We start from the raw sequence: 18,886 nt of genomic DNA, 5'->3' as shown, positions 1-18,886 counted from the left end.
TTAAGGCAGGCTTTATTGTCGTAACTTATTTTCTCAGGCGGACTTTTTCAACCGCATGATTACCACTTTTGGTCATAATCAAGCTGGCTCTTTCACGTGTAGGAAGAATATTCTCTTTCAGGTTCAGCCAGTTGATCTCTTTCCACAGCGATCCCGCGATCTTGATGGCCTCATCTTCAGGTAACTGTGCATAATGATGAAAATAAGAGTCGGGATCGGTGAAAGCGCCCTGGCGAAATTTCAGAAAGCGATTGATATACCAGTGCTGTAAAAGATCTTCTTCCGCATCGACATAGATAGAAAAATCGACAAAATCAGAAACAAATACGTGGTGCGGATCGTGAGGATAATCCATTCCACTTTGAAGAACGTTTAAGCCTTCCAGAATTAAAATATCGGGTTGTTGCACCACTTTATCCCCATCCGGAATAACGTCATAAATGAGATGGGAATAAACGGGCGCCGTCACCTGCTGGGCGCCAGACTTAAGGTCTGACACAAACTTAACTAACCGATGCATATCATAAGATTGAGGAAACCCTTTTTTCTTCATGAGACCGCGCTCTTTTAGTACCGAGTTCGGATGAAGGAAGCCATCAGTTGTAATTAACTCAACCTTACGGTGCTCAGGCCAGCGGCTGAGAAGCGCCTGTAAAACGCGAGCAGTCGTACTTTTCCCCACCGCAACGCTACCAGCAATACTGATAATGTAAGGGATCTTTTGCCCGTCTGTGCCCAGAAATTGTTCCAGAACAGCCTGGCGACGCACATTCGAACTTATATAGAAATTCAGCAAGCGTGAGAGCGGCAGATAGATTTCGGCCACCTCTTCAATAGAAAGGTCTTCGTTTATCCCTTTTAACTGAGCAATTTCATCCTCTGCCAGCGTCATGGGAACGGAGTCGCGTAATGACGCCCATTGTTCACGGGTGAACTGTAAATAAGGCGTGGTGAGTGATGTCGTTTTATCCATAAGTATACATTTGACTGCAGATTCAAACCAATCTGTACATTTTCACCGAAGATTACTCGGGCACGGTAGCGTAATGAATTGCGGGTCACAGAGTTATTAACGAGAACAATGGGCTGGAGGGTACCACCAGTATAGCTTTTAAAAGAAGTAAAAAATAAACGGGGATAAGCTTTCGTCGGCGCCTCCGCAATTTTAACAAATCCTTGATCAAGAGGCTTGATCTCTGTAATTACAGCATGCGATGTGACAGGTAAATCTTTAGCCCGGTGGGTAGCACTGATCAGGGCACGTGAACGGGCCTCCGCTCATTATCGTATGGTTCACTTAGCCAGCAGCCGGTTAACGAGCGGGTCTTTCATGATCGCGCGTGCAACGAATCCGTGGCTGTCTGTTACTTTATGCCGGACGTTAAGCCGCAAATAAGGTGCGTGTCAGGCGCGTCACTGTTTTGGGGCGTGCTTTCATTCCCCAGATCATTTGTCTGAACATCCACACCGCACTTTATTGCCTTCAGAGACCAGTCTGCCCCAGGCACGGATACCTTCTGTACTCTCTTTCCCGTGACGAATAACCCTTACCACGACCCTTTCTCTGCCCTCGCATGGCGTGTGCATCAAATACCGTTGCTGCCAACATAAGGCCGCCACAGGCTTTGTGGTGTGCTTAAGCTGTCTGAGGGCCGAAGGAGAGAAGAAGCGCTTCAATCCGCCTGACCGGGTTTCTATGCAGGTTGAACCGGGAGGCACAGCGCGTTCTGACAACAGAAGGGACAAACATAATGACTTTCGGCGGCGTTCCAGTTGGTCGCAGCCGTCATCGGTGCGGACAGGGTGGAATCTGCACATCAAGCATCGGGCCGTTCTCATGTGTCATGTGACTTCTCTGTTGTACGTAGGCAGTACCTGTTCATATGCAACCTCGCTCATCTTCACCGCGTCGACATCAATACACATGCACTCGCGCGCCTGTCAGGCCAGTAACCGAACAGAGCAGCGCTGTCGGCCACAGAAAGCATACAAGCAATGCCTGATTCACGCGTATTGAAAGCGATTATTGTGCCAGTGTCCATTCCCACCTCTTTAGGTGCCAGTACGTTTTCTCTGCAACCCTGTCAACTTAACATCACTCATCGCTTACCCTGTGGTGACGTTTTTGCACAAACAAACCGATATCCACAAACAAAAACCGGCTGTCGATGGAAAACACCGGGCAATAAATAAGCAATCGAGACGAATTTTGCAGGATCAGCAAAAAAAGGGGGCGTGAAAAAAGCCATCCACCAAAGAATGAAATCGTGAAGACCCAATCCAGGGACAGAAGATGACGCGAAAATTTGACCAATAATTGGATGTTATTTCTGCAGAATAGGGGTAAATTGCGATGCTTTGCACAAATAGTAAGCGATAGAACAAAAACAGTGATTTTTTTGTTGCATCCTTCAGCCGACCTTCCTAGAATGCGCGTCACTTGATGCCGGCTTAGCTCAGTTGGTAGAGCAACTGACTTGTAATCAGTAGGTCACCAGTTCGATTCCGGTAGCCGGCACCATCAAGTAGGTGGGATTCCCGAGCGGCCAAAGGGAGCAGACTGTAAATCTGCCGTCACAGACTTCGAAGGTTCGAATCCTTCTCCCACCACCATCTCGACCCTCGGGTTGAGAACAGATAAACAACCTGTTTATCTGGCAGGTGAGTCACTTCTTCTCACCCTGAATTCAGATTGGGTGTAAGCTCAGTCAAAGTCAGCCAGCTTCGCTGGCAGGCTAAGAGTAATGGGGGACTTCCCCTGTTATTCACAAGCTACAGAAAGAACAGGTAGCCGAGTTCCAGGATGCGGGCATCGTATAATGGCTATTACCTCAGCCTTCCAAGCTGATGATGCGGGTTCGATTCCCGCTGCCCGCTCCAGATGTGCTGATATGGCTCAGTTGGTAGAGCGCACCCTTGGTAAGGGTGAGGTCCCCAGTTCGACTCTGGGTATCAGCACCACTTCCTTTATCTCCCTCCTGATTTTCTCTGTAACTCCTTGCAGTCAGGCAATGCCTGGTTAATGTGACGATATCTTTGATATATCCGTGTCTTAGAGGGACAAGCGATGGCTAAAGAGCAATTTCAACGTAACAAACTGCACGTAAACGTGGGCACCATCGGTCACGTTGACCACGGTAAAACCACCCTGACTGCAGCAATCACCACCGTTCTGGCTAAAACCAACGGCGGCCAGGCGCGTGCGTTCGACCAGATCGACAGCACCCCTGAAGAAAAAGCACGTGGTATCACCATCAACACTGCACACGTTGAGTATGAAACCCCGTCTCGCCACTATGCACACGTTGACTGCCCGGGCCACGCCGACTATGTGAAAAACATGATCACCGGTGCTGCGCAGATGGACGGCGCGATCCTGGTTGTTGCTGCGACTGACGGCCCAATGCCGCAGACCCGTGAGCACATCCTGCTGGGTCGTCAGGTAGGCGTTCCTTACATCATCGTGTTCCTGAACAAGTGTGACATGGTTGATGACGAAGAGCTGCTGGAACTGGTTGAGATGGAAGTCCGTGACCTGCTGTCACAGTACGACTTCCCGGGCGACGACACTCCAATCGTTCGCGGTTCAGCACTGAAAGCGCTGGAAGGCAACCCAGAGTGGGAAGAGAAGATCGTTGAGCTGGCTAACCACCTGGACAACTACATCCCGGATCCGGTTCGTGCTATCGACATGCCGTTCCTGCTGCCAATCGAAGACGTATTCTCAATCTCTGGCCGTGGTACTGTAGTAACCGGTCGTGTTGAGCGCGGTGTTGTTAAAGTCGGCGACGAAGTTGAAATCGTGGGTATCAAAGATACGGCGAAATCAACCTGTACCGGTGTTGAAATGTTCCGCAAACTGCTGGACCAGGGTCAGGCAGGCGAAAACTGTGGTGTTCTGCTGCGCGGTATCAAGCGTGAAGACATCCAGCGTGGTCAGGTTCTGGCGAAGCCAGGCACCATCAAGCCGCACACCAAGTTCGAGTCAGAAGTTTACGTTCTGTCTAAAGACGAAGGTGGCCGCCATACTCCGTTCTTCAAGGGCTACCGTCCACAGTTCTACTTCCGTACCACTGACGTGACCGGTTCAGTAGAGCTGCCAGAAGGCGTTGAAATGGTTATGCCAGGCGACAACATCAAAATGGTTGTTACCCTGATCCACCCAATCGCAATGGACGAAGGTCTGCGCTTCGCAATCCGCGAAGGTGGCCGTACCGTTGGCGCGGGCGTTGTTGCCAAAGTTATCGCTTAATTACCGATAATATTTGACGCAATGCACATGGAAAGGGCATCATTTGATGCCCTTTTTGTACGCTGTTTTATAGAACCTGACTCATCAGTGATTTTGCACCATAATCATTGCTGAGACAGGCTCTGTTATGCGGCGCTGGATACCGAGTTACGCCCCAAAAGCTCATTCGGTTTGGATGCCTCGCGATGCGGGGCAGAATAGTTTCTGAATTATTGTGGCAGGTTGGTTTATGAGTGCGAATACCGAAGCTCAAGGGAGCGGGCGCGGCCTCGAAGCGCTGAAATGGGTAGTGGTAGTCTTATTACTGCTTGCGGCGATCGTAGGTAACTACCTCTATCGTGATGTGACGTTACCTCTGCGTGCGTTGGCTGTTGTTATTTTGATTGCAGCAGCAGGCGGCATTGCGCTTTTAACGACCAAAGGCAAAGCGACCGTAGCCTTTGCACGTGAAGCAAGAACCGAAATGCGCAAGGTTATCTGGCCAACCCGCCAGGAGACACTGCATACCACGTTAATCGTTGCCGCGGTCACTGCCGTGATGTCACTGATTTTGTGGGGGCTGGATGGCATTCTGGTCCGTCTGGTATCGTTTATCACTGGCCTGAGGTTCTGAGATGTCTGAAGCTCCAAAAAAACGCTGGTACGTCGTGCAGGCGTTTTCCGGTTTTGAAGGCCGCGTAGCACAGTCGCTGCGTGAGCACATCAAATTGCACAACATGGAAGAGCTGTTTGGCGACGTCATGGTGCCGACTGAAGAAGTGGTCGAGATCCGTGGTGGTCAACGCCGTAAAAGCGAACGTAAATTCTTCCCAGGCTACGTTCTGGTTCAGATGGTAATGAATGATGCCAGCTGGCACCTCGTTCGCAGCGTGCCACGCGTAATGGGTTTCATCGGTGGTACTTCTGACCGCCCTGCGCCAATCAGCGATAAAGAAGTTGATGCGATCATGAACCGCCTGCAGCAGGTAGGTGACAAGCCACGTCCGAAAACGCTGTTCGAACCGGGCGAAATGGTACGCGTCAACGATGGTCCGTTTGCCGACTTTAACGGCGTGGTCGAAGATGTCGATTATGAGAAGAGTCGTCTGACTGTTTCGGTCTCCATCTTTGGACGTGCAACACCTGTCGAACTCGATTTCGGTCAGGTGGAGAAAGGCTAACCTTTCTTTCACTATTTGGCTGTTGCAGCAGGCGCGAAATTAAACTATAATTTCGCGCCTTTTGTTTTTATGCGCTGGCAACAGCGTGTAAATCGTTACCACGGGGAGCCTTTTAAAGGCGCTATAACCCAATTGAGGAATTATCATGGCTAAGAAAGTACAAGCCTACGTCAAGCTGCAGGTTGCAGCTGGTATGGCGAACCCAAGTCCACCAGTTGGTCCAGCTCTGGGTCAGCAGGGTGTTAACATCATGGAATTCTGTAAAGCGTTTAACGCCAAAACAGAATCACTGGAAAAAGGCCTGCCTACTCCAGTTGTTATCACCGTATACAGCGACCGTTCTTTCACCTTCATTACCAAAACGCCTCCGGCTGCCGTTCTGCTGAAAAAAGCAGCGGGCATCAAGTCTGGTTCTGGTAAGCCGAACAAAGATAAAGTCGGTAAAGTGACTCGTGCTCAGGTACGTGAAATCGCAGAAACTAAAGCTGCGGACATGACTGGTTCTGACGTTGAAGCGATGACTCGCTCAATCGAAGGTACTGCTCGTTCCATGGGCCTGGTAGTAGAGGACTAAGAAATGGCAAAGCTGACCAAGCGCATGAGCGTTATTCGCGACAAAGTTGACGCGACTAAGCAGTACGATATTGCTGAAGCAATCGCATTACTGAAAGAGCTGGCTACCGCTAAGTTCGTAGAAAGCGTAGACGTTGCTGTTAACCTCGGCATCGACGCTCGTAAATCTGACCAGAACGTGCGCGGCGCGACCGTTCTGCCACACGGTACAGGTCGCTCTGTACGTGTAGCCGTCTTCACCCAGGGCGCAAACGCTGAAGCTGCTAAAGCAGCTGGCGCTGAGCTGGTAGGTATGGAAGATCTGGCTGAGCAGATCAAGAAAGGCGAAATGAACTTTGACGTTGTTATTGCATCTCCAGATGCAATGCGCGTTGTTGGCCAGTTAGGCCAGGTTCTGGGTCCACGTGGCCTGATGCCAAACCCGAAAGTCGGTACTGTAACCCCGAACGTTGCTGAAGCGGTTAAGAACGCTAAAGCAGGTCAGGTTCGTTATCGTAACGACAAAAACGGCATCATCCACACTACCATCGGTAAAGTGGACTTCGATGCTGACAAACTGAAAGAAAACCTGGAATCTCTGCTGGTTGCGCTGAAAAAAGCAAAACCTGCTCAGGCGAAAGGCGTGTACATCAAGAAAGTCAGCATCTCTACCACCATGGGCGCCGGCGTTGCCGTTGACCAGGCTGGTCTGAGCGCAGCGGCAAACTAATTGCTGCTTGAAACGGGCGAAAAATTCACCTAGAATCTTACGCCCGTTGTTCTGCATTCATGCAGATGTCATCGTGAGTAAGTCAGATTGTGCGAACGCAGCGACTGAGTCAGTCGCCTGAAACACAGTAAAGTGTTCAGCAGGCCTTATAAAGGCTGTCAGTGCAGGGCAATCTGAGCCACGATGTACAGCCGAATTTTAGGTTGGAGCCAGGCCTTATCCTGGCCTCCGTCCAAGACCGCAGGAGCTGCACATCTTTGGATGTAATGCTTAATACCCTGCGTAGACGGTGACAGAACCAAAAGAATTTTTCTTTACTGGATTCTGCTCACCGTGTAATAGCGCTTATTTTCCTTCGGGCGAATAAGTGAAGTGAGTTCCGGGGAAATCCATCCCCGGTCAAATCCAGGAGCTAAAGCTAATGGCATTAAATCTTCAAGACAAACAAGCGATTGTTGCTGAAGTCAGCGAAGTAGCCAAAGGTGCGCTTTCAGCGGTTGTTGCGGATTCTCGTGGCGTTACCGTTGATAAAATGACCGAACTGCGTAAAGCAGGCCGTGAAGCTGGCGTTTACATGCGTGTTGTTCGTAACACCCTGCTGCGCCGCGTCGTTGAAGGTACTCAGTTCGAGTGCCTGAAAGACACGTTTGTTGGTCCGACCCTGATTGCATATTCTATGGAACACCCGGGCGCTGCTGCTCGTCTGTTCAAAGATTTCGCGAAAGCGAATGCAAAATTTGAGGTCAAAGCTGCAGCCTTTGAAGGTGAGCTGATCACGGCGGCCAATATTGACCGTCTGGCAACGCTGCCGACCTACGAAGAAGCACTGGCACGTCTGATGTCGACCATGAAAGAAGCCGCTGCCGGCAAACTGGTTCGCACTCTGGCTGCTGTTCGCGATGCAAAAGAAGCGGCTTAAGGCCTCTCTTTTCTTCGTACTTGCTAACGTATAAACTTTTTCTGATTCTTAGGAACAATTGTTATGTCTATCACTAAAGACCAAATTCTGGAAGCCGTTGCCGCTATGTCCGTAATGGAAGTAGTTGAGCTGGTTTCTGCTATGGAAGAAAAATTCGGCGTTTCTGCTGCTGCTGCTGTAGCTGTTGCTGCTGGCCCAGCTGAAGCTGTTGAAGAGAAAACTGAATTCGACGTTATCCTGAAAGCTGTTGGCGCGAACAAAGTTGCAGTAATCAAAGCCGTTCGTACCGCAACTGGTCTGGGCCTGAAAGAAGCCAAAGATCTGGTTGAAGCAACTGGCGTGATCAAAGAAGGCATCAGCAAAGATGACGCAGCTGCACTTGAAGCTGCTCTGAAAGAAGCTGGCGCTGAAGTTGAAGTTAAGTAAGACAACCCTCGGGTTGCAGTCTGAGTAATATCAGACTGATGGCTGGTGACTTTTTGGTCACCAGCCTTTTTGCGCTCCAGGGCCTCAATGGGGTTTCGCACTGTTTGTCCATTGTTGCTCTTCAATATCTTTCTCTATCGACGACTTAATATACTGCTTTCCTGTGCGGGTTCCCTGCCCACGCTGAAGCAATGAAATGATTTAAGCGTGATAGAAAGAGGTATTGCACACACTGCCGGGCAGTGCGTGAATCAAACAAAATCGTGTTGCATGAACTGTCCTGTCAGGACGGACAGCGTGGGTCGACTTGTCAGCTAGCTGAGGAACCCTATGGTTTACTCCTATACCGAGAAAAAACGTATTCGTAAGGATTTTGGTAAACGTCCACAAGTTTTGGACATACCTTATCTCCTTTCTATCCAGCTTGATTCGTTTCAGAAGTTTATCGAGCAAGATCCAGAAGGTCAGTACGGACTGGAAGCTGCCTTCCGCTCTGTATTCCCTATCGCGAGCTACAGCGGCAACTCTGAGTTGCAGTATGTCAGCTATCGCTTAGGTGAACCTGTCTTTGACGTGAAAGAATGTCAGATCCGTGGCGTGACCTACTCGGCACCGCTGCGCGTCAAACTGCGTCTGGTGATCTATGAGCGCGAAGCGCCAGAAGGCACAGTAAAAGACATTAAAGAACAAGAAGTCTACATGGGTGAAATTCCACTCATGACAGACAACGGTACCTTTGTTATCAACGGTACTGAGCGTGTTATCGTTTCTCAGCTGCATCGTAGTCCTGGCGTATTCTTTGACAGCGATAAGGGTAAAACCCACTCATCGGGTAAAGTGCTGTATAACGCACGTATCATTCCTTACCGTGGTTCATGGCTGGACTTCGAGTTTGACCCGAAAGACAACCTTTTCGTCCGTATTGACCGTCGTCGTAAGCTGCCGGCCAGTATCATCCTGCGCGCACTGCATTACACCACTGCTGAAATCCTCGATATCTTCTTCGAGAAAGTGGTGTATGAAATCCGTGACAACAAGCTGCAGATGGAACTGGTGCCAGAGCGCCTGCGTGGTGAAACCGCGACCTTCGATATCGAATCGAACGGCACGGTCTACGTTGAGAAAGGGCGTCGCATCACTGCGCGTCACATTCGTCAGCTCGAAAAAGACGGTATCCAGCACATTGAAGTGCCTGTTGAATATATTGCAGGCAAAGTGGTCTCTAAAGATTATATCGATGAGAACACCGGTGAACTGATTATCGCAGCGAACATGGAGCTGTCGCTGGATCTGCTGGCCAAGCTGAGCCAGGCGGGTCACAAGCGTATCGAAACGCTGTTCACCAACGATCTGGATCACGGCCCTTATATCTCCGAGACCCTGCGCGTCGACCCAACCAACGATCGCCTGAGCGCGCTGGTTGAGATTTACCGCATGATGCGTCCTGGTGAGCCACCTACGCGTGAAGCAGCAGAGAACCTGTTCGAGAACCTGTTCTTCTCTGAAGATCGTTACGATCTTTCTGCTGTCGGCCGCATGAAGTTCAACCGTTCATTGCTGCGTGATGAAATCGAAGGTTCAGGTATCCTGAGCAAAGAAGACATCATCGAAGTGATGAAAAAGCTGATCGACATCCGTAACGGTAAAGGCGAAGTGGACGATATCGACCACCTCGGTAACCGTCGTATTCGTTCAGTGGGTGAAATGGCGGAAAACCAGTTCCGCGTCGGCCTGGTCCGTGTTGAGCGTGCAGTGAAAGAGCGTCTTTCTCTGGGCGACCTCGACACATTGATGCCTCAGGACATGATTAACGCCAAGCCTATTTCGGCGGCGGTGAAAGAGTTCTTTGGTTCAAGCCAGCTGTCCCAGTTTATGGATCAGAACAACCCGTTGTCAGAGATTACGCACAAGCGTCGTATCTCTGCTCTCGGCCCGGGTGGTTTAACCCGTGAGCGTGCCGGCTTCGAAGTGCGTGACGTACACCCAACGCACTACGGTCGTGTCTGCCCAATCGAAACCCCTGAAGGTCCGAACATCGGTCTGATCAACTCCTTGTCTGTATATGCGCAGACGAACGAGTACGGTTTCCTGGAAACCCCTTATCGTCGCGTGATCGACGGTGTGGTTTCTGATGAAATTCATTACCTGTCTGCCATTGAAGAAGGTAACTATGTCATCGCTCAGGCGAACACCAATCTGTCAGAAGAAGGTGCGTTCGTTGATGACCTGGTGACCTGCCGTAGCAAAGGTGAATCGAGCCTGTTCAGCCGCGATCAGGTTGACTACATGGACGTTTCGACCCAACAGGTCGTTTCCGTCGGTGCGTCACTGATCCCGTTCCTGGAACACGATGATGCTAACCGCGCCCTGATGGGTGCGAACATGCAACGTCAGGCCGTTCCTACACTGCGTGCCGATAAGCCGCTGGTAGGGACCGGTATGGAGCGCGCGGTTGCCGTTGACTCCGGTGTTACCGCTGTGGCGAAACGTGGCGGTACCGTTCAGTACGTTGATGCATCACGTATCGTTATCAAAGTTAACGAAGACGAAATGTATCCGGGCGAAGCGGGCATCGACATCTACAACCTGACCAAATACACCCGTTCTAACCAGAACACCTGTATCAACCAGATGCCATGTGTATCTCTGGGCGAGCCAGTTGAGCGTGGTGATGTGCTGGCTGATGGCCCGTCTACCGATCTCGGTGAACTGGCGCTGGGTCAGAACATGCGCGTCGCGTTCATGCCGTGGAACGGTTACAACTTCGAAGACTCCATCTTAGTCTCCGAGCGCGTGGTGCAGGAAGATCGCTTCACGACCATCCACATTCAGGAACTGGCCTGTGTGTCTCGCGACACCAAGCTGGGGCCAGAAGAGATTACCGCTGACATCCCGAACGTGGGTGAGGCTGCACTCTCTAAACTGGATGAATCCGGTATCGTTTACATCGGTGCGGAAGTGACCGGTGGCGACATTCTGGTTGGTAAAGTGACGCCAAAAGGCGAAACCCAGCTGACACCAGAAGAGAAACTGCTGCGTGCGATCTTCGGTGAGAAAGCGTCTGACGTGAAAGACTCTTCTCTGCGCGTGCCTAACGGTGTTTCGGGTACGGTTATCGACGTTCAGGTCTTCACCCGCGATGGCGTGGAAAAAGACAAACGTGCGCTGGAAATCGAAGAGATGCAGCTGAAGCAGGCGAAGAAAGACCTGTCTGAAGAGCTGCAGATTCTGGAAGCGGGCCTGTTCAGCCGTATCCAGTCTGTCCTGATTTCTGGTGGCGTCGAAGCAGACAAACTGGACAAGCTGCCGCGTGAGCGTTGGCTGGAACTGGGTCTGACTGACGAAGCCAAGCAAAACCAGCTGGAACAGCTGGCAGAGCAGTACGACGAACTGAAGCACGAGTTTGAGAAAAAACTCGAAGGCAAGCGTCGTAAAATCACACAAGGCGATGATCTGGCACCAGGCGTGCTGAAAATCGTTAAGGTTTATCTGGCCGTTAAACGTCAGATTCAGCCTGGTGATAAGATGGCAGGTCGTCACGGTAACAAAGGTGTTATCTCGAAGATCAACCCAATCGAAGACATGCCTTACGATGAGAACGGTACGCCGGTCGATATCGTACTGAACCCGCTGGGCGTACCTTCACGTATGAACATCGGTCAGATCCTTGAGACGCACTTAGGGATGGCAGCGAAAGGTATCGGCGAGAAAATTAACGCGATGCTGAAGAAGCAGGAAGAAGTCGCCAAACTGCGCGAATTCATCCAGCGTGCTTACGATCTGGGCACAGATGTGCGTCAGAAAGTTGACCTGAATACCTTTAGTGATGACGAAGTTCTGCGTCTGGCTGAAAACCTGAAAAAAGGTATGCCGATCGCCACGCCGGTGTTTGATGGTGCGAAAGAGAGCGAAATCAAAGAGCTGTTAGAGCTCGGCGGTCTGCCTTCTTCCGGTCAGATTACCCTGTTTGATGGTCGCACTGGTGAGCAGTTCGAACGTCAGGTAACCGTTGGTTATATGTACATGCTGAAACTCAACCACCTGGTTGATGACAAGATGCACGCACGTTCTACCGGTTCCTACAGCCTCGTTACTCAGCAGCCGCTGGGTGGTAAGGCACAGTTCGGTGGTCAGCGCTTCGGTGAGATGGAAGTATGGGCACTGGAAGCATACGGTGCGGCATATACCCTCCAGGAAATGCTTACCGTTAAGTCTGATGACGTTAACGGCCGAACCAAGATGTATAAGAACATCGTGGATGGCAACCATCAGATGGAACCTGGCATGCCAGAATCGTTCAACGTACTGTTGAAAGAGATTCGCTCGCTGGGTATCAACATCGAGCTGGAAGACGAGTAACCCTCAGTAGCAGGCTTCGGCCTGTAAGCGCAGGGTTAACGCGCTCGCATTTGTACTGGTTATGGGGCGTTCAATTTCGGTTGGACGCCCCTGAGTCTCACTCCGACGGGAGCTAATCCGTGAAAGACTTACTTAAGTTTCTGAAAGCGCAAACTAAGACCGAAGAGTTTGATGCGATCAAAATTGCGCTGGCTTCGCCAGACATGATCCGTTCATGGTCTTTTGGTGAAGTTAAAAAGCCGGAAACCATTAACTACCGTACCTTCAAGCCAGAGCGTGACGGTCTTTTCTGTGCCCGTATTTTTGGACCGGTAAAAGATTACGAATGCCTGTGCGGTAAGTACAAGCGTTTAAAACATCGTGGCGTAATCTGCGAGAAGTGTGGCGTAGAAGTTACACAGACCAAAGTACGTCGTGAGCGCATGGGCCACATTGAGCTGGCATCACCGACTGCGCACATTTGGTTCCTGAAATCACTGCCATCGCGTATCGGCTTGCTGCTGGATATGCCGCTGCGTGATATCGAGCGCGTGTTGTACTTCGAATCTTATGTTGTGATCGAAGGCGGCATGACTAACCTGGAAAAACGTCAGATTCTGACGGAAGAGCAGTACCTTGACGCGCTGGAAGAGTTCGGTGACGAATTCGACGCGAAGATGGGTGCAGAAGCTATCCAGGCGCTGCTGAAAAATATGGATCTGGAGCAAGAGTGCGAGCAGCTGCGTGAAGAGCTGAACGAAACCAACTCCGAGACCAAGCGTAAAAAACTGACCAAGCGTATCAAGCTGCTGGAAGCGTTCGTTCAGTCTGGTAATAAGCCAGAGTGGATGATCCTGACCGTTCTGCCGGTTCTGCCGCCTGATCTGCGTCCGCTGGTACCGCTGGATGGTGGTCGTTTCGCTACGTCGGATCTGAACGATCTGTATCGTCGCGTGATCAACCGTAACAACCGTCTGAAACGCCTGCTGGATCTGGCTGCGCCAGATATCATCGTACGTAACGAAAAACGTATGCTGCAGGAAGCGGTTGATGCCCTGCTGGATAACGGTCGTCGCGGTCGTGCGATCACCGGTTCTAACAAGCGTCCTCTGAAATCTTTGGCCGATATGATCAAAGGTAAGCAGGGTCGTTTCCGTCAGAACCTGCTCGGTAAGCGTGTCGACTACTCCGGTCGTTCTGTTATTACCGTTGGTCCATACCTGCGTCTGCATCAGTGCGGTCTGCCGAAGAAAATGGCACTGGAGCTGTTCAAACCGTTCATCTACGGCAAGCTGGAACTGCGTGGCCTGGCCACCACCATCAAAGCCGCGAAGAAGATGGTTGAGCGTGAAGAAGCTGTCGTTTGGGATATCCTGGACGAAGTCATCCGCGAACACCCGGTCCTGCTGAACCGTGCACCAACGCTGCACCGTTTAGGTATCCAGGCCTTTGAACCGGTTCTGATCGAAGGTAAAGCCATCCAGCTTCACCCGCTGGTTTGTGCGGCCTATAACGCCGACTTCGATGGTGACCAGATGGCTGTTCACGTACCGCTGACGCTGGAAGCCCAGCTGGAAGCGCGTGCGCTGATGATGTCGACCAACAACATTCTGTCACCGGCGAACGGCGAGCCAATCATCGTTCCTTCACAGGACGTTGTACTGGGTCTGTACTACATGACCCGCGACAAAGTGAATGCCAAAGGTGAAGGCATGGTGCTGACCGGCCCGAAAGAAGCTGAGCGTGTTTATCGCGCTGGCCTGGCCGAGCTGCATGCGCGCGTTAAAGTGCGTATCACTGAGTACAGCAAAAACGAGCAGGATGAGTTCGTTGCGAAAACCAGCTTGATCGACACCACCATTGGTCGTTCGATTCTGTGGATGATCGTACCGAAAGGTCTGCCTTTCTCCATCGTCAACCAGGCGCTGGGTAAAAAGGCTATCTCTAAAATGCTGAACACCTGTTATCGCATTTTGGGCCTGAAGCCGACCGTTATCTTTGCTGACCAGACCATGTACACCGGTTTCGCCTACGCCGCCCGTTCAGGTGCGTCTGTTGGTATCGACGACATGGTTATCCCAGCCAAGAAAGTGGAAATCATCTCTGAAGCCGAAGCCGAAGTGGCCGAAATTCAGGAACAGTTCCAGTCTGGTCTGGTTACCGCCGGCGAACGTTACAACAAAGTCATCGATATCTGGGCTGCCGCGAACGAGCGCGTAGCGAAGGCGATGATGGAAAACCTCTCAACCGAGACCGTGATTAACCGTGACGGCGAAGAAGAGAAACAGGTTTCCTTTAACAGCATCTTTATGATGGCCGACTCCGGTGCGCGTGGTTCTGCTGCACAGATTCGTCAGCTGGCCGGTATGCGTGGTCTGATGGCTAAGCCAGATGGCTCCATCATTGAAACGCCTATCACCGCGAACTTCCGTGAAGGTCTGAACGTACTTCAGTACTTCATCTCGACGCACGGTGCACGTAAAGGTCTGGCAGATACCGCACTGAAAACCGCGAACTCCGGTTATCTGACGCGTCGTCTGGTTGACGTTGCGCAGGATCTGGTTGTTACCGAAGACGACTGTGGTACACACGAAGGCATCATGATGACGCCAGTCATCGAAGGTGGCGACGTGAAAGAGCCACTGCGTGAGCGCGTTCTGGGCCGTGTAACGGCAGAAGACGTTCTGAAGCCTGGCACGGCTGACATTCTGGTTCCACGTAACACACTGCTCGATGAGCACTGGTGTGACGTGCTGGAACTGAACTCAGTCGACAGCGTGAAGGTGCGTTCGGTCGTAGGTTGTGAAACCGACTTTGGTGTGTGTGCGCATTGCTATGGTCGCGACCTGGCACGTGGTCACATCATCAACAAAGGCGAAGCAATCGGTGTTATCGCGGCACAGTCAATCGGTGAGCCGGGTACACAGCTGACGATGCGTACGTTCCACATCGGTGGTGCGGCATCTCGTGCGGCAGCTGAATCCAGCATTCAGGTGAAGAACAAAGGTACCATCAAGCTGACCAATGCTAAGTCGGTAACGAACTCAGCAGGCAAGCTGGTGATCACCTCGCGTAACGTTGAACTGAAAATGATCGACGAATTTGGCCGTACGAAAGAGAGCTATAAAGTTCCTTACGGTGCGACCATGGCGAAAGGTGATGGTGAGCAGGTTGCTGCGGGTGAAACCGTTGCAAACTGGGATCCGCATACCATGCCAGTTATCACAGAAGTGGGCGGTTTCATTCGCTTCACCGACATGATCGACGGTCAGACCATTACGCGTCAGACTGATGACTTAACAGGTCTGTCATCGCTGGTGGTTCTGGACTCTGCAGAACGTACCTCAGGTGGTAAAGATCTGCGTCCGGCACTGAAAATCGTTGATGCCAACGGCAATGATGTTCTGATCCCAGGTACCGATATGCCTGCTCAGTACTTCCTGCCAGGTAAAGCGATTGTACAGCTGGAAGATGGCGTGAAGATCAGCTCGGGTGATACCCTGGCGCGTGTTCCGCAGGAATCTGGCGGTACCAAGGATATTACCGGTGGTCTGCCACGCGTTGCTGACCTGTTCGAAGCGCGTCGTCCGAAAGAGCCAGCAATCCTGGCGGAGATCAGCGGCATCATCTCCTTCGGTAAAGAAACCAAAGGTAAGCGTCGTCTGGTGATTACACCGCTGGATGGTAGCGATCCGTACGAAGAGATGATTCCGAAATGGCGTCAGCTGAACGTGTTCGAAGGTGAACGTGTTGAGCGCGGTGACGTGGTTTCCGATGGTCCAGAGTCACCACATGACATCCTGCGTTTACGTGGCGTGCATGCGGTTACCCGTTACATCACTAACGAAGTGCAGGAAGTTTACCGTCTGCAAGGCGTTAAGATTAACGATAAGCACATCGAAGTCATCGTTCGTCAGATGCTGCGTAAAGCTACTATCATGAGCGCGGGCAGCACCGAGTTCCTGGAAGGTGAGCAGGCTGAATTCTCTCGCATCAAGATCTCTAACCGTGAACTTGAAGCGAACGGAAAAGTTGGCGCAACCTTCGTACGTGACCTGCTGGGTATCACTAAAGCGTCACTGGCAACCGAATCGTTCATCTCTGCAGCATCGTTCCAGGAAACTACACGTGTCCTGACCGAAGCGGCAGTAGCAGGCAAGCGCGACGAACTGCGCGGTCTGAAAGAGAACGTGATCGTGGGTCGTTTGATCCCGGCCGGTACCGGTTACGCTTATCACCAGGATCGTATGCGTCGTCGTGCGGCAGGCGAAGTGCCAGCTGCACCGCAGGTGACTGCTGACGAAGCATCCGCAAGCCTGGCGGAGTTACTGAACGCGGGTCTTGGCGGTAACAACGACGAGTAATCGTCAAACGCCTGATAAAAAACCCTGCTCCGGCAGGGTTTTTTTTTGCCTGCTAGATCAGGCTGTCTTATACAGGCGGCACCGGCATTCATAACGCGTGCTGTCGTGAAGAGTGTTTTTCGAAGTCCGTCCTGTTAACGAATTCGATTCACGCCTATTTGCAGGCGAGCCGTAATTAAAAGCGTTTGTTGATATCGCTTCTCTTTAACCCGATATCTTTCAGCGCACTGTCGCTCAGTCTGCATAAAATCATGCGGGTTTCGCGCCGACACTGCCAGCGACGAAAATGATGCCAGATAAAGCGAAACAGGCTGAGTGAAACTGCAAAGGGTTTAGCGCTACGATTTTCCTCATATCCCATGATCCTGCCCTCAGTAAGTAACCTGAGAAATATTTTCATGCAGATACAATTTCCAATACAGATGCACCCGAAGCAATTATTTAACATACAGATTGCCGTCAGCGTGGACTGAATGGTAGAAATACAGGCTGTCTGTACTGTTTTGTCGGGTCATCAACCTGGCTGAGGTCAATCATGACGCGCTATCAACATTTAGCCACATTGCTGGAAAAACGTATTGAACAGGGGTTGTACCAAAGTGGCGAGCGCCTGCCCTCCGTTCGGAGTTTGAGCGTCGAACATGGTGTCAGCATCAGCACGGTACAGCAGGCCTATTATCTGCTGGAGCAGAAACAGCTGATTATTCCGCAGGCGCGTTCCGGGTATTTTGTGGCACCGCATAAGGCGATGCCACCCGTTCCGGCCTTAACGCGTCCGGCGCAATATCCGGTGGAAATTACCCAGTGGGATGCGGTGCTTGACCTGCTTAACAGCCGCCGGGAACAGGATGTACTGCAACTGGGCAGCGGTATGCCGGATTTAACGCAGTCCACACTGAAACCTCTGTGGAAGGCGTTTAGCCGTCAGGCGCAGCAGCAGGAAAGCACGCTGCTGAATTACGACAACCTTTACGGTGTCGCCCGGCTGAGAGAACAAATTGCCCGGTTGATGATCGACAGCGGCTGCCAGCTGACCTCAGAAGATATTGTGATTACCACAGGCTGCCACGAAGCGCTGTCAGTGTCCGTGCGCGCAGTATGCCAGCCCGGCGATATCATTGCGGTCGAATCGCCGTCATTTCACGGCATCATGCAGACATTACGTGGATTCGGCATTCGGGCCATTGAGATTCCGACCGATTCTGTAACGGGAATCAGCCTTGAAGCGCTGGAACTGGCCTTTGATCAGTGGCCGATCAAAGCGGTCGTCGTCGTCCCTAACTGCAACAATCCTCTTGGCTTTATCATGCCCGAAAAGCGCAAGCGCGCACTGCTGAGTCTGGTACAGCGTTTTGATGCGGCGATCATTGAAGACGATGTTTATGGTGAGCTGGCCTGGGAGTACCCGCGGCCTTCATCCATTAAATCTCTGGATACAGAAGGACGCGTATTGCTGTGCAGCTCGTTTTCCAAAACGCTGGCACCGGGTTTACGTGTGGGCTGGGTGGCGCCCGGACGCTTCCGCGATCGTGTTTTGCATATGAAATACATTGTGACAGGTTCTACCGCCACTCAGCCTCAGCATGCCGTAGCTGACTTTATCCAGCAGGGCCATTACCAGACGCATCTTCGGCGGATGCGCCAGGTTTACCAGCGCAATTACGACACCTTTTCCTGCTGGGTAAGGCATTACTTCCCTTGCGGTATCTGCGTCACGCGGCCTCAGGGCGGTTTTTTGATGTGGATTGAATTGCCTGAGGCATTTGATGCGGTGCAGCTCAACCACGAATTACGCAAATCAGGGATCCAGATTGCCGTAGGCTCGCTGTTTTCGGCCTCCGGAAAGTACCGTAACTGTCTGCGCCTGAATTACGCCTTGCCCGCAAGCGGTAAGATTGAACAGGCACTGGCCTTGACCGGTAAGGCTGTCGAGCGGGCGATGGCCGCCTGTGCGCATCAGCCGTCGGCTGATCTATCCGCCGTTATCGATATCATCGCTTCAGGTAGTGAGAAGCAGGGCCAGAAAGAGGAGGGAACTGGCCCTGGTCAGGCCATCCCGGCTGGACGTCAGTGAATTTAAAGGACAGAAAAAAGCCGCGCCAGTCGCAATGTTCATTGCCGTGCGCGGCTTTCCAGTTTTTATCT

At 51.6% G+C, this 18,886-nt stretch carries 12 protein-coding genes and 4 tRNA genes; 14 read left to right on the top strand and 2 right to left on the bottom strand.

Going from position 1 to position 18,886, the window contains the following annotated elements; all coding sequences use genetic code 11:
- Positions 1 to 25: 25 nt before the first annotated feature.
- A complete protein-coding gene (gene coaA, locus GC090_RS19280) occupies positions 26 to 973 on the bottom strand; it encodes a type I pantothenate kinase (protein ID WP_006121491.1) in 948 nt (315 codons plus the stop codon).
- A gap of 1,472 nt (positions 974 to 2,445) precedes the next feature.
- Between coaA and GC090_RS19275 the strand changes: the two genes are divergently transcribed.
- The 13 genes from GC090_RS19275 to rpoC all read left to right on the top strand — a co-directional run bounded on the left by GC090_RS19275 (position 2,446) and on the right by rpoC (position 16,741).
- Positions 2,446 to 2,521 (top strand) — tRNA-Thr (locus GC090_RS19275).
- Positions 2,522 to 2,528: 7 nt separating this feature from the next.
- Positions 2,529 to 2,613 (top strand) — tRNA-Tyr (locus GC090_RS19270).
- 192 nt (positions 2,614 to 2,805) lie between these two features.
- Positions 2,806 to 2,880, top strand: a tRNA-Gly gene (locus GC090_RS19265).
- Positions 2,881 to 2,885: 5 nt separating this feature from the next.
- Positions 2,886 to 2,961 (top strand) — tRNA-Thr (locus GC090_RS19260).
- Positions 2,962 to 3,067: 106 nt separating this feature from the next.
- On the top strand, positions 3,068 to 4,252 hold the full coding sequence (tuf, locus tag GC090_RS19255; RefSeq protein ID WP_006120578.1) for an elongation factor Tu: 1,185 nt from the start codon (positions 3,068 to 3,070) through the stop codon (positions 4,250 to 4,252).
- Positions 4,253 to 4,481: 229 nt separating this feature from the next.
- Complete coding sequence (gene secE / locus GC090_RS19250; protein WP_006121494.1) at positions 4,482 to 4,865, top strand: preprotein translocase subunit SecE; 384 nt, start codon at positions 4,482 to 4,484, stop codon at positions 4,863 to 4,865.
- A gap of 1 nt (position 4,866) precedes the next feature.
- The gene (gene nusG, locus GC090_RS19245; protein ID WP_003848088.1) at positions 4,867 to 5,412 is read left to right on the top strand and encodes a transcription termination/antitermination protein NusG; all 546 of its coding nucleotides are present in this window, start codon (positions 4,867 to 4,869) and stop codon (positions 5,410 to 5,412) included.
- 145 nt (positions 5,413 to 5,557) lie between these two features.
- Positions 5,558 to 5,986: a 50S ribosomal protein L11 gene (gene rplK / locus GC090_RS19240; protein WP_006121495.1), complete on the top strand. Its 429-nt coding sequence runs from the start codon at positions 5,558 to 5,560 to the stop codon at positions 5,984 to 5,986.
- 3 nt (positions 5,987 to 5,989) lie between these two features.
- A complete protein-coding gene (gene rplA / locus GC090_RS19235) occupies positions 5,990 to 6,694 on the top strand; it encodes a 50S ribosomal protein L1 (RefSeq protein ID WP_006121496.1) in 705 nt (234 codons plus the stop codon).
- A 421-nt stretch (positions 6,695 to 7,115) separates the two neighbouring features.
- On the top strand, positions 7,116 to 7,613 hold the full coding sequence (gene rplJ / locus GC090_RS19230) for a 50S ribosomal protein L10 (RefSeq protein ID WP_003848098.1): 498 nt from the start codon (positions 7,116 to 7,118) through the stop codon (positions 7,611 to 7,613).
- Positions 7,614 to 7,676: 63 nt separating this feature from the next.
- Positions 7,677 to 8,039: a 50S ribosomal protein L7/L12 gene (gene rplL, locus GC090_RS19225; protein WP_006121499.1), complete on the top strand. Its 363-nt coding sequence runs from the start codon at positions 7,677 to 7,679 to the stop codon at positions 8,037 to 8,039.
- A 330-nt stretch (positions 8,040 to 8,369) separates the two neighbouring features.
- On the top strand, positions 8,370 to 12,398 hold the full coding sequence (gene rpoB / locus GC090_RS19220; RefSeq protein ID WP_033737970.1) for a DNA-directed RNA polymerase subunit beta: 4,029 nt from the start codon (positions 8,370 to 8,372) through the stop codon (positions 12,396 to 12,398).
- A gap of 119 nt (positions 12,399 to 12,517) precedes the next feature.
- Positions 12,518 to 16,741, top strand: a complete 4,224-nt coding sequence (rpoC, locus tag GC090_RS19215) for a DNA-directed RNA polymerase subunit beta' (protein WP_033737967.1) — start codon at positions 12,518 to 12,520, stop codon at positions 16,739 to 16,741.
- A gap of 175 nt (positions 16,742 to 16,916) precedes the next feature.
- On the opposite strand, the gene GC090_RS19210 is transcribed toward rpoC, so the two are convergent.
- A complete protein-coding gene (locus GC090_RS19210; RefSeq protein ID WP_033737966.1) occupies positions 16,917 to 17,102 on the bottom strand; it encodes a DUF1127 domain-containing protein in 186 nt (61 codons plus the stop codon).
- 174 nt (positions 17,103 to 17,276) lie between these two features.
- Here GC090_RS19210 and GC090_RS19205 point away from each other — a divergent pair, with 174 nt between their 5' ends.
- Positions 17,277 to 18,815, top strand: a complete 1,539-nt coding sequence (locus GC090_RS19205; RefSeq protein WP_324020642.1) for an aminotransferase-like domain-containing protein — start codon at positions 17,277 to 17,279, stop codon at positions 18,813 to 18,815.
- Positions 18,816 to 18,886: the final 71 nt, after the last annotated feature.

Origin of the sequence: Pantoea sp. JZ29 (genome assembly GCF_035190385.1) — a bacterium.
In the GTDB taxonomy this organism is placed as follows: domain Bacteria; phylum Pseudomonadota; class Gammaproteobacteria; order Enterobacterales; family Enterobacteriaceae; genus Pantoea; species Pantoea stewartii.
Note: the sequence above shows the minus strand (reverse complement) of the source record. Positions and strands in the feature narration are given on the sequence as shown.